The sequence below is a fragment of the Microbacterium altimontanum genome, assembly GCF_058349865.2.
Genome location: NZ_JBYRJB020000012.1, coordinates 1 through 12,413, shown reverse-complemented (window position 1 = coordinate 12,413; position 12,413 = coordinate 1). Strand labels below are relative to the sequence as shown.

Annotated in this window: 7 protein-coding genes; 3 read left to right on the top strand and 4 right to left on the bottom strand. The window is 70.0% G+C overall.

Annotated elements, in window-relative coordinates:
- Positions 1-16: 16 nt before the first annotated feature.
- The gene (locus AC3RX1_RS16750) at positions 17-373 is read right to left on the bottom strand and encodes a beta barrel domain-containing protein (protein ID WP_491502342.1); all 357 of its coding nucleotides are present in this window, start codon (positions 371-373) and stop codon (positions 17-19) included.
- Between the two features lie 193 nt (positions 374-566).
- On the opposite strand from AC3RX1_RS16750, the gene AC3RX1_RS16745 reads away from it, so the two are divergent.
- From AC3RX1_RS16745 to AC3RX1_RS16735, 3 genes are all read left to right on the top strand, one after another.
- On the top strand, positions 567-1,607 hold the full coding sequence (locus AC3RX1_RS16745) for a hypothetical protein (RefSeq protein WP_491502341.1): 1,041 nt from the start codon (positions 567-569) through the stop codon (positions 1,605-1,607).
- A complete protein-coding gene (locus AC3RX1_RS16740) occupies positions 1,604-2,134 on the top strand; it encodes a prepilin peptidase (protein ID WP_498239650.1) in 531 nt (176 codons plus the stop codon). The genes AC3RX1_RS16745 and AC3RX1_RS16740 overlap by 4 nt, the downstream gene beginning before the upstream one ends.
- A gap of 211 nt (positions 2,135-2,345) precedes the next feature.
- Positions 2,346-3,005 carry a hypothetical protein gene (locus tag AC3RX1_RS16735; RefSeq protein WP_491502339.1) on the top strand — a complete coding sequence of 220 codons (660 nt, stop codon included), beginning with the start codon at positions 2,346-2,348 and terminating at the stop codon, positions 3,003-3,005.
- Positions 3,006-3,054: 49 nt separating this feature from the next.
- On the opposite strand, the gene AC3RX1_RS16730 is transcribed toward AC3RX1_RS16735, so the two are convergent.
- The 3 genes from AC3RX1_RS16730 to AC3RX1_RS16720 form a co-directional block, all read right to left on the bottom strand.
- Complete coding sequence (locus AC3RX1_RS16730) at positions 3,055-6,921, bottom strand: hypothetical protein (RefSeq protein WP_491502338.1); 3,867 nt, start codon at positions 6,919-6,921, stop codon at positions 3,055-3,057.
- A gap of 82 nt (positions 6,922-7,003) precedes the next feature.
- Positions 7,004-8,134 carry a hypothetical protein gene (locus AC3RX1_RS16725; RefSeq protein ID WP_491502337.1) on the bottom strand — a complete coding sequence of 377 codons (1,131 nt, stop codon included), beginning with the start codon at positions 8,132-8,134 and terminating at the stop codon, positions 7,004-7,006.
- 19 nt (positions 8,135-8,153) lie between these two features.
- The gene (locus AC3RX1_RS16720) at positions 8,154-12,215 is read right to left on the bottom strand and encodes an RCC1 domain-containing protein (protein ID WP_491502336.1); all 4,062 of its coding nucleotides are present in this window, start codon (positions 12,213-12,215) and stop codon (positions 8,154-8,156) included.
- Positions 12,216-12,413 lie beyond the last annotated feature (198 nt).

The window sequence follows — 12,413 nt, the reverse complement described above, 5'->3', positions numbered from 1 at the left end:
TGTTGGGCATGTCCGCCTATGCGCCGTCGAGGACGGCGAGAACGCGTTCCAGGACCTCGAGCGGCTGGCGGTAGCCGCCGAGGCTTGCCGGAGCGATCCCGTGCTCCTTCAGGCGCCGGCGCGCCTCGACTCCGCGTTCGTGCGCGGCCCATTCCTCCAGCGTGTAGAGGTGCGCAGGCGACCCTATGGCGTTCGGACCGCGGTTCTCGGTGCCGTCCTCCATACGGAACGGCAGCTTGCGGCCGTACCGCTCGACGTAGACGAGGGAGCGCCCGACGCCGATCACAGGGACCTCGCGGGGCCCGCCGCGCCCGCTCGGGTCGTCCAGGACGACGGTCTGTCCGATGGTGAACTTCGGCTCTGTGTTCGACATGGCTGCCTCCGGTCTCGCACGGCCGGCGTTGGGCCGGTGAACGTTCTATGCGCGGGGCTCACGCCGCGTCCGGCGCCGTTCGCTGTTCATCGCTCGCTGCGCGAACGATTTGCTGCCGCAGATGCCTCCGGCGCGCATAGGGCTGGCGCACTCGCCGCAGGGTGAGCCTCCGGAAGCCGTACGAGGAGAGCCGATGACCGACCACCGCCGTCGCTTCCTGAAGCGCGCACTGATCGCCGCCACCATCGTCGTGATCGGCGCGATCGCCGTGGCCGGCTCGGTCCTCGTGAGCCACGTCATGCGCTACGGCGAGAACGGGCTACCACGCGTCCAGGGCTCCGATGTCATCGGCTCCGTCGTCGAGGCGCAGCAGCGCTACCACGAAGCGCACGGAGCGTACGCGTCGAGCATCGATGAGCTGACCAACGGTGCGGGATACCGCGTCACCGACGATGTGACCACGTGGACGAAGACGAACCGCAACGGATCCGCGTACGTCGCCGGTGCCCTCGGATTCAGCGGCGACTACGCAGCGGCCATCCGCTCCGGAACCCTCAACGGCGACGGTCGCGGCCAGACGTTCAGTGTCGCGCTCGCCGACGCTGGCTGGACCGCCGAATGGGCGGCGGCACAGGGGTTCACTTCGCAACCCGCCGTCGACAAGTTCTACGGCGGGTTCGCCTTGCGTGGCGCGGACATCTACCGTGTCCGGATGGACGACACGACCGGTTCGTACACGGCTGCCGTCCTCAGGGTTCCCCTGGCCGGCAGCGGCCCCACCTGGCAGGATGCGGTCGCAGATGCCGGGGTAGATCCGAAGCTGTTCCGCTGGGACGGGACCCCGACCGACGACCCCGCGACAATCGCGTCGGCGGATCGCTCGGCGACCATGATGGTCAGAAAGAGCGAAGGCCGGGTCGTCGTCCGCATCGACTTCGCCGGCACTACCAGCGGACCCGCGACCACCGCAGCGGGCGCCCTCGACGAGATTGGAGCCTCCGGCGCCATCCATGAAACCGGCGGGCTGTGGCGCTGCGCGAGCACCCAGAGCAACGACACGCTCCAGTCTGTGACCGCGTGCACGAGTGCGCGTGGCGAGTTCGTCGCGTACGCGACCACCGGCAGGGCCGCCTCCGACTTCGACCTGCTCACCACCATGGAGTCCGCCGGCGCGACCGAGGACTGGGCAGCCGAGAACGGCGTGACGCTGCCGACGACCGCCGACCTCCAATGAGCTGGCGGCTCCTCGACACGGTGACCGCTGCGACCGGCGTGGGCGCGGCACTCCTCGCGGCGCCTACGGTCGAGGCTTCCGGCCTCCGACTCGTGCTTGTGGTCCTCGCGGTCGCCGCTGTCATCGACGTCCGCCAGCTGCGCATCCCGAACGTGGCGACAGCGACCATGGCGACGCTCGCCGCCATCGCGTGGATCGCTGCTGGCGCGGCACTCGCGCCGCTGGTCATCGCCGCAGCGGCCGGGGTGTTTCTGCTCATCGTGTACGTGTTCGGGGCGGCCGGCGCCGGCGACGTGAAGGCACTGCCTCCGCTCGTGCTCGCGGCGGGCGCCGCGATCCCAGAGCCCGCGCTCTGCGTGCTCGCGACAAGCGGACTCCTCGCCGGTGTTGGCGCCGTCGGTCTCGCGTTCCACTGGCTCTCGGCGGCGGGCGCCAGGGCGCACTCCGCCCTCGCCCCGGCCATGCTCGTCGCCGGGCTCTGCGCCCTGGCGGCGCGGCCGCTCTTTGAGTTCGGCGCGCCCATCTAGGGGTGCCCGCGGACGTGGCCGCGCCGGGTCGGACCCATGGCCGGATATCCTGGTGCCCGGCCTTCTTGGGGCTTCTCCGCAGGGTAGAAGGGGTCGGCGCTCGGCGAGATGGTCCGCGCCTCAAGCGAACCGAGCATCATAGCACACTCTCGCCGCGCATAGACACAGTGAGCTCGCAACACGCGGGTGAACACCGACCAGGAGAAGACCGATGAACACCTCGAAGACCATCAGTGTGGCGGCCGTCGTGCTCGCCGGCACCATTCTGCTCGCGAGCTGCACGCCGGCGCCGCAGAACACCGACCCTCCCGCGGCCGATCCGACCTCGACGCAGGCGCCGGCCAGCCCCTCCAACGCCCCCAGCACGCCGCCGACCCCGAAGCCTGCCGAGACACCAAAGGTCAGCGCGAAGGCTGGAGATGTCATCGACAAGACGACCGCCGAGCAGCTGAACTCCCAGGTGCGCAACGCGGTCAGTGACCGGGCGTACAAGCTGGACGGCAAGTACGTCTATGTTCCCGGCGGCAAGCCGCTGCCCGAGAAGGTCAAGGCTGCCGTCGAGACGAAGGTCAAGGCACCCGCTAAGCGGTTCTCGACCGCCCGGGAGGCCAGCGCCATTGACGCGACACTGAAGGCGACATATGCAGCACTGGACGCGGAAGCCGCGGCAACGGGGAGGAACATCGTCCCCGTTTTTCACCGGCTCTCGTGGGACGAGGCGTCCCAGAGCTACGTTCCGACATGGACCATCGGCGAGCCCGGTCCCGTCGGCCAGTATGGGTCGCGTGCGGAGGCCATCGCCGAGGCCAAGGACTGGGTGAGCCGGTCCCCAGGAACCCGAACCTACATCGTCGTCGACTCCTTCCAGTAGGCCCAGAACAAAGAGGGGCGGTGCCTGTGGCACCGCCCCTCTTTGCGTATCAGCCGGTCAGGCAGCCGCCGGCCTGGCCCACCGTGGTGCTGCTTGATCCTCCGCTTCCCCCGGAGCCGAACGCCTGAACGGTGACCGCCAGGTTGACAGAGGATCCAGTAGACCCGCTGTAGCCGAGCCGCATCGACGTTCCGGAGGTGGTTCCGTGCGATACGCTGATTCGCGACCCACCCTTGTCGTTGTGCGTGGTCCGGACGGAGTAGTAGTTCGCGTAGGAGGACGCATTCCAGCCGACGTAAGCGGTCCAACCGTTGTTGCTGCAGTAGCGAGTAACACCGCCGTCGAGGTTGCGGATGCCGCCGGGCGCGGACGGTGCCGGATAGGGCCGGATCGACGACCAGGCGGTGTAGTAGGTGCCGGGGCCGTTGGCGAACTGGCTGACGCAGACCACGTGGACCTCGATGTGGCCCTGGGCGCCGTAGCTGAGGGTGCGTGCCCACTGGTTCGAGGTGGTGGACAGCCACGACCAGGTGCCGCCCGAGCCGACCTTTGTGCTCGTGTGGCTCCATGCCGACCAGCCACCGTTGCCCTCGGCGTGTCGGAACCGCCAGCGGTAGCTGGTGCCAGCCGGGCAGCTATTGCGGCTGACGACGTTGGCGTAGAGGTTCCCGTCGCTGCGGGGAGCGGACGCGGCACCGGTCGCCTTCGAGGTGATCGGGCGGACCTGCCATCCGGCCCCCCGGGTCACGCCCGACGAGTCCGCGTAGGTGCCGTTGCATCGTGCGGCGATGCCAGCTGCCCACCGCGCGCCCTGCGGCACACCGGTGACCGAGGTGACCGTCTTCACGCCGGCGGCCGCGTTCGACCAGGCGCGCAGGTGCCAGCTGGATTCGCCGTTGGCCATGTACGCGCTCGTGATCTGGAGCGTGGTGCCGGCGGCGCACGCACCGATCGTCGAGGTCGCCCGCAGGTCGTCGCCGGACCAGCTGGCGGTCGCTGTAGTCGTGGACGGGTTTGAAACGGGACGCACGCGCCATCCGGTGGTTGCACCGCCGACCTCGGAGGACTTGGCGTACGCACCGTCGCAGCGGGCGTAGAGGCGTCCCGACGCGCGTTTGCCCTGACCGAGGCCGGTGACCACGGTCAGCGTCTTGCTGCCGGGGCTCATCGCGGCAAACCCGGGCTTCTTGCCCCATCCGGCCGACTCCTCGTTCAGGAGGTAGCCGCCTGCCACCATGAGCTGCGTTCCCGCGGCGCACGAGCCGACGGTCGCGGTCACCGGGAACGACGAGCCGCTCAGTTCGCCGCTCGCCGTACCAACCGATGGCGCGGTCACCGGGCGGATCACCCAGCCGGTCGTCGCCTGAGCCTCCGGGCCCTCAGCGTACGGGCTGACGCACCGCGCCTTGATGCCGCCGGCGAACCGGTCGCCCTGGTTGAACGTCACGGTCGAGCTGTAGCTGACCGTCCCGCCGTTTGAGGCGGTCCAGCCGGCCTCCGACCAGGTCGTCTCCGCGTTGCGCTTGCGCATCCCGCGGTACTCGTAGCTCAGGTACGACGGGCACGCGGCGATCGTCGCCTTCACCGTGCCGGTCGAGCCGGAGATGGACGCGGACGGGCTCGACACGGTCGGCTTGCTGGTGATCGGGCGGATCACCCAGCCGCTGCTGCCGGTCGCGTCCGGACCCTGCGTGTACGGGCTGACGCAGCGTGCGGAGATCCCGCCGGCGTACCGGTCACCCTGGTCGAACGTGTCGCCGGAGTTGCGGCTGACGCTGCCGGCCGCCGCCTTCGAGTAGGCGCCGTACGTCCAGCCGGTCGCGGCGTTGCGCTTGGACATGTTCCGCGCCTCGTACGTCGTGCCCGTGGGGCATCCGCCGATCGTGGCGGTCGTCTTGCCGGTCGAGCCGGAGATCAACGAGGTGACGTTCGTGACGGTCGGGGTGCTGGTGATCGGACGCACGTGCAGCGTGGTGCCTTCCTTGCTGGCGACCGGGCCCTGCGCGTACAGCGTCACACAGCGCGCGTCGAGTCCGCCGCGGAACTGCGCGCCCTCGTTGACCGCGGCCGCCGTGAGAGAGGCAGAACTTGCGACACCGACCCAGGTGCCAACCTTCGCGGTCGCGGAGCCGTTCACGTACGACAGCGGGCGCCCTTGGTAGGTCATCCACGCCTTGCACCCGCTGAGGGTCGCCCGGATCGTGGGGACGCCGGAGGCGGCCTCGAGCGACGTCGCCACGGTCCCGATCGAGGGGGACGTGCGGATCGGGTTCACCGTCCACGGGCTGCTGCCTGTGGCGACCGGTCCCTGTGCGTACGGCGAGACGCATCGCGCCTCTGCTTGGCCGGCCACCCGGTCGCCCTCACGGACGGTTGTCGCGTCGTAGGACGGGTTGATGCTTGCGCCGATGAACGCACCGGGCACGGTGAACGACGCGTCCTCGTTCAGCTTGTAGCCCCAGCGCACCTGGTAGGTGGTGCCTGCCGGGCAGCCGGCGAGGGACGCCTGGAGCGTGCCTCGGTCCTCGGGCACGGCGACCGACGCGGTGACCCTCTTGACGGTCGGTGCGGTGGTGATCGGCTGGACTGCAGTCGGGTTGGCGGTGGAGTTCGCGACCCAGATCGAGTCGGTGTACTTCGACGAGCAGCGGGCCTGCCCGTTCGCCGTGATCTTCGCGCCCTCGGGCACCGTGACAGTCTGGGTGAACGGCGCGGTCGCCTGAGCGGTCCAGTCCGTCCAGTCGCCGCTGTTGACGAACGAGCGGGAGCGCGTGTTCGAGGTCGTGCCGATCGGGCACGCGGCGGGGACCACAGTGATCAGCGCGGTGCCGGCGGCGGAGTTCGGGGTGATGGTCACCTTCGGCGGGGCAGGTGCGTCGATGGGGCGGATCCAGGTCATCGTGACCGTCTCGGACTCGGCGCTCTTGTCGTCGAGGACCACACGGTACCGGGCCTGCACCTGCCACTTGGAGCCCTGCAGCACCTCGGAGTCGAAGTGGTCGAGGGTCGTCCACGACGCCCACTTGCCCCACTCGGACTCCGCAGGGTAGCCGGTCGAGGTCGTACCGGCGTTCTTCGCCTCACGCCAGGACCACTCGATCGTCGTGCGCGGGTCGTTCAAGATCGTGACCGCCGACATCTGGGCGCGGAACATGTTCCCACCACGGGAGATGCGTTCGATCAGCGGCGGGCCGAGCTCTGCCAGGTCCGATGAGACCACCCCCGGCCGCAGCTGACGCAGCGGGGTCTTCGCCGTGTAGTCGGCGGCGGTCGAACCGAACACGTGGTTCAGCTGGCCGGCAAGGGACACGAAACCGGGCGATGCGTAGCCCCACTCGTTGTTGAACAGGCCGTCCGGGCGCTTGTTCTGGGACACCTTGATGCCGCGCTCGGCGCCCGAGGTGTAGTGCAGGTCGCGGCCGTACGCGTTCTCGTAGTCGAAGTGCGTGTCGGGGGTGAACCCGCCCATGGCCCGCTCCTCGGTGCGCACGACCTCGGAGTCGCAGGAGTCTTCGCTGTGCACGCTCTTCACGTTGCGGAGGGTCCGGGTTGCCCCGTCCACGGCGAGGGTCCACGAGTTCGTCACACACACGCTCGGCATGTTGGCCGCCGGCATGTAGTACGCGGCGCGCTTGGACGGCTGGTCCTCGGCGGTGAACGAGTACTCGTCCTTCACGTCCATGCCGGTGGTGTTCGTCAGCTGCGTCTGCATCCGCTCAACGAGCTGGGCGAACACGGCGTCACGGTTGAACGCGGTGGTCAGGTCCCCGCCCAGGCGCACCGCGGTGATCGCGCCGAGCGCGAGGGCGCCGGCGACGATCGGTCCGACCACGAGCGCGGCAAGCTGCAGGAACGTCAGAGCGCCGCGGTCATGCGACGGCAGGTCGCGGAGCCTGCGACGGAGGAGCTGGATCATGTTCACGTCCCGTTGCCGATGGTGGGCGAGCGCACGCGGCGCTCATCCAACACCCTGCGAAAGGTGGGCGAGGGCCGGGCGGTCAGCCCTTGTAGGTCTGGGAGGCGATCCCCGATTCGACCCATCCGGAGTCGTCGGAGGCCGACACGATCCGCACGCGCCCCTGCGCCTCGAGCGTCTGCCCGGCGCGCAGCGGGACGGTGGCAGTCCCCGACTGCGACCAGGTGGACCAGGAGCCACCCGCCAGGCGCACCCGCACCTGCTCGGTGACCTCGACGCCGGCGGTCGGCCGCGCGTCGGAGAACGCGTTCACCGTCGTCTGCCCTGTCTCGTCCATGTCGAACGACACGGTCGGGGCGTGCGGCACGTCGGCGGCGCGCATGATGGAGGCCGCCTGCATCACCCAGACGGAGGCGACAGTCCCACGCAGGCACGCGGTCCGCGCCTCGAACGACGCCTGCTGGCCGGGTTCGACGGCGCCGGATGCGGTGGCCGCGTCCGACCAGGCGGACCAGGAGGTCTCACCGGCACGGAATCGTGTCTGCAGGCGGATGGTGTCGCCGGTCTTGCAGCCGCCGGCGGCGGTCGCCCGGAACGAGGCGACACCCCCGACCATGTCCTTGGTAATGGTCGCCCTGTTCGGCACGAGCGGGATCTGCTCCCCGTCCGGGTCGAAGATCACCATGTCACCGGCGGTCCACAGCGCCACCAGCTGCTCGGAGTACTCGTTCTTCCCGGACTGTGCGGCGTAGTCCCACACCGCCTGCCCGTCGATGATCCGGGCAAGGCTTGTGGCGTGCACGAGCTTCAGTGTGGCGGTGCCTTTCCTGTTCCATTCCACCCGCCCGGTGGACACGAGAGAGACGTCCATGTGGACCTCTGCCCCGTCGAACCGTGCCGCATCGATCGTCGTGGACACCCGGACGGGTCCGGTGTTGCCGGTCGTGAACGACTTCCCGATCATCGAGGCGACGGCCACGTCCGTGTTCTTGCCGTTGTTCACCTCCGCAAGGACCGTCCCGACCGCCGCGCGCATCCCGGCCTCAGCCGACTGGGAGACCCGCTGGCTGAGCGCTGTCATGCCGCTTGTGATTGCGAACGAGGTGAGCCCTGCCATCACGGACACGGAGATCACCGCGAACCCGAGCACGAGCAGCGCCCCTCCCTGCTCACCTGCGGCCAGGGCCCGGATACGTTCTGCGATCCTCTTCATGCCTCTCACCCTGCGAAGCTCAGCCCGCGTACACGAGCGGGACGATGAAGGCCTGCACGTCGGCCGCCCGTGCCGGCGCACCGTCGAGGACGGCGGCGATGGTCGGCGCGGAGCACCCGGAGAGGTCCTCGACGGAGAGGTTCGCGTAGAAGAACTCGCCCGACGAGCTGAGCGCGGAGGCGGAGCGCTTCCGCGACCCGTCGGCGCACACGATCACGACGCTCTTCAGCGGCATGCCGGCGTTCACGTTCACCTGAACAGCGCCCGACGCACCGGCGCCGATGCGTGCGATCGGCCAGGTGGTGGTGGCGACCGCCGGTGAGTTCTGCTGTGTGAACACGGTTCGGGTCGGGTTCCCGACGACGGGGATGACGGTGGCCGTCCGCGGGTCGCCGGAGCGTCCCAGCGCGTCGGAGGCGACAGTCCCCCACGTCCACACGGTCCCGTTCGCGTCGATCCCCACCACGTGGCCCACTCCCGCGTCGACGTTCGTGAACATCGAGGAGGTGACGGTCGCAAGGGCGGCCGTGGGGATTCCGTACACGTGGGCGGGGTTCGTGCCGCCGCGGACGGCTGCGGCGACGACAGAGCCTGCTGCGCGGATGTCGGCGTAGCTTCCGGTCAGCGGGCTTGTGCCAGTCCACGGCCCGTGCCCGAGGGTGGTGACCTGGGCGGAGGAGTTGAGGACGAGCGTGTAGCGGTCCCCGGCGGCAAGGCCGGTACCGACCGCGACGGTCGCGTCGGTCGGCCAGGAGTGCGAGGTGCCGGCGGCGATCCCGAGCTGCCCGTCGGCGTTCCTCCCCCATCCGAACAGGACGACCCCGTCCGCGGACAGCGCGACGGTGTGTGCGGTGCCTGCCGCCACCCGGGCCACCGGCTCGCCGAGCAGGCCGCGCACGGGAACGGTAGTGGAGAACGTCCGGCCGGTCTGCCCGTCCGTTCCCGCACCGAACAGCCACACGGACCCGTCTGCGGCGCGCGCCGCGGTGTGGTCGGAGCCCACGGACACGCCGGTGAACTTCACCGAGCTCGCCACGAGAGCCGGGGTGCTCTGGTCGCCGGATGCGCCACTGCCGTTGCGGCCGGCCGCGCCTGCTCCCCACATCCACAGGTGCCCGTTCGCGTCGATCGCCGCGGTGTTCGCACCTCCCGCGTCCACGGACGTGAACACTGGCGCCTTCCACGCGGTCGCGCTCTTGGCGTACGACGGCTGGTTTCCGTCCACCGCAGTCTGCCAGTTGGAGACAAGCGTGAACACGGTGTCAGAGGCGGTGCTTGCCCGGCCGAACTGCCCGCCCTCACCGTCTCCGGTCAGGAGCACGCGGCCGTCGGCGGCGATGAGGGCGCTGTGCGTCGGTCCGGTCGCAACGTCCACGACGTTCAGACCGCTGAATGTCTTCGTCGGGACTGTGGTCGTCGCCCGGCCAAGCCGCCCGCCATCGTTGATGCCCCACGCCCAGAGGTCACCGTCACGGTCGATGGCGAACGTCTGGTGCGCGGCGCCGGCTACCACCTTCGAGAACGCGGTGTCCTTCGTCGATACGACCACCGTCGGGCGGACGACGTCCGTGGTGCCGTGCCCGCTGTCCTGGGCGGCCGACCCGCCCCAGGAGACGAGCTGCCCGTCGGCTGTGATCCCGGCCGAGTGCGTGAGCCCGCCGGTCACCTGGACGAGGGGTGCGGGGGTCCCGACCTGAGCGGGGATCGCGCGCCGGGGGCTCGCGGTGCCAAGGCCCAGCTGGTTCGTGTCGTTGCGTCCCCACGCCCAGAGCTTCCCGGTCTCGTCGACTGCGAGCATGTGCTCGGGGCCCGCGGCGATGGTCACGGCCTTCGCGCCGAGGATCGCCTTCACCGCGGTGGTCCTGGTCGCGGTGGACCCGTCGCCGAGCTGCCCGTAGGCGTTGCTCCCCCACGTCCACACGTTGCCGTCCACGTCGAGGGCCGCGCTGAACGTCGCGCCGGCAGCAACCTGCACGATCCTCTCGGTGTCGGGGATCCCCTTCACCGTGACGGCCGACGCGGCGTTCGTGGTGGTCCCGTTGCCAACCTGGCCGTAGTCGTTCTGACCCCAGCCCATGGCCCGGCCGGTGGACCGGTTGATGCCGACGCTGTGTCCGGTACCGGAGGCGATGTCGGTGTACTGGACCGTGCCGCCGGCGACGGGTGCGGTGGTGCTCACCGTGTTGCCGTTCGCAAGCTCTCCGTGCGCACCGGCGCCCGACGAGACGATCCGGCCGAGCGTGCCGGCAACGATCGTGAACCCGTCACCGACGGAGACGTGGAGGGGCCGGTCGGCGTAGGTCGCGGATGCCTGCACGCTGGTGCTCGAGGACTTGGCTGCGCCGTTGCCGAGCTGTCCCTTCTCGCCAGCACCCCAGGTCCACACAGTGCCGTCCGCGCCGAGCGTCACCGTGTGCGCGTCCCCTGCGGCGATCGCAGCGACCGCGACCCCTCCGCCTGAGCGGATGCGGTTCTGCTGGGCGAGAGCGCGGGCGGTGGTCGTCGTGGTGCCGTCACCCCAGGTGCCTTTCGCGCCCTGACCCCATGCCCACAGCCGGTGGGTGGTGTCCATTGCCCAGATGCTGCCTGTGCCTGCGGCGGCGGCGACCTTGATGAACGTGCCGTCCTTGCCGATCACGGCGGGCGTCGTACGGTCGGCGGTGGTTCCGTCGCCCAGCGCGGCTGCACTGCCCGCACCCCAGGAATAGGCCGCACCGTCGCGCGAGACGGCGTATGCGGTGGCGCCGCCTGCCGCCACGTCGCGGAACAGCACGTTGTCGGCGATCCGCACCGGCACCTGCCGGCGGATGGTGGAGCGGTCGCCGACCTGTCCGTTGCCGTTGTCGCCCCATCCGTACATCCGGCCGTACGCGTCGATCGCGTAGGTGGTGGCAGCTCCCGCGGCGATGTCGGTGATCGTCGCGGTGAACAGGGAGGAGCGCACGGCGGTCGGCTGGGTGGCGTCGCCAAGCGACGTGCCGTTGCCCAGCTGCCCTGCCGAGTCGGAGCCCCACGTGTAGACGTTCCCGGAGTCATCGATTGCGGCCTGGTGGCTGCCGCCAACGGCGACGGCCGTGAACCTCGTGGTGTTGGTCCCGGTGTCTCCTGCCGCGAGCACCTGCACCGGGCTCACCGCGTTCGCGGAGCCGTCACGCCAGCGCCCGGCGCCGGAGCCCCAGCACAGGAGCGTGCCGTCACGGGTGACACCGCACGCGTGCGCGTCGCCGGCCGCCACGTCCGCCCACGTGCGAGCCTCCTCGATCCGGGTGGGCCTGGTCACAGAGCCCGCCGAGCCGTTACCGAGCTGGCCCTGCGAGTCGTCGCCCCACACCCACAGCTTGCCGTCCTTGTCGAGCGCGTACATCGCGTTCGCCGCGGCGGCGACCTTCGTAAACGTGGTCGTCATGCCGGGGATCTTCGTGGGCGCGGTGACCGCGGTCTTGTTCCCGGTGCCGGCCTCGCCGTACGCGTTCGTGCCCCAGGACCACAGGGCGCCGGCGTTGTCGATCGCGGCAACGGTGGTCGCCCCTACCGCCATGTCGGACCAGACGATCTCGGTGGACGCGGGCACGTTCTTCGACTGGTCGAGGGCGGTGATCCCCTCCACTGTCGGGAAGGTCTGAGAGAGGCTCGGGACGGCCGTCTCGCTGGCGGTGACGCAGTTGCCGGGTGTCGTGGTGCACGTCTTCGGGTCAGCCCACCCGCCGCGCGCGTACTTGCCGGCGTGGATGGTCACCACGGCGGTGTTCTTCCCGCTCGTCGTGATCACCCGCTGGGCCGGGACCTTCGCTCCGGCGATCGTGATGGAGATGTTCGTCGTCGCGGGGAGGGCGGAGACGACAGGGAAGCCGAGGCTCGCGTCCTTCATCGCGATCTCGGAGACTCGGGAGGCCAGCGCGGAGTTGATCTTCTGCTGCTGCATGGTGCTCATCGCCGCCTGCAGTCCGCTGCCGAACCCGACGGCCACGATGCCGAACACGATCACAGCGCCCATCAGGAGCATTGCATTCGCCGCGCCCTGGTCGCCGGCTACGACCTGGCGCAGCCGGGTGAGGAACCGGCCCTTGGCCTGTGCGTGCATCAGCGTCTCCACCTGTCGTCTACCTGTCTCACCTACCCTGCGGAAGCGCCGGGAGGCGGTCCTTGATCTATGCGTCGGCGGTCTCCGCAGGGTATGGGCGTTCACCTGCCCTAGGAGTGCCTGATGTCTGCGAATCCGTTCCTGATCCTCGGCGGTGTTGCCGTCGGGATCATCACTGCCGGTATCGGCGTGCTGACC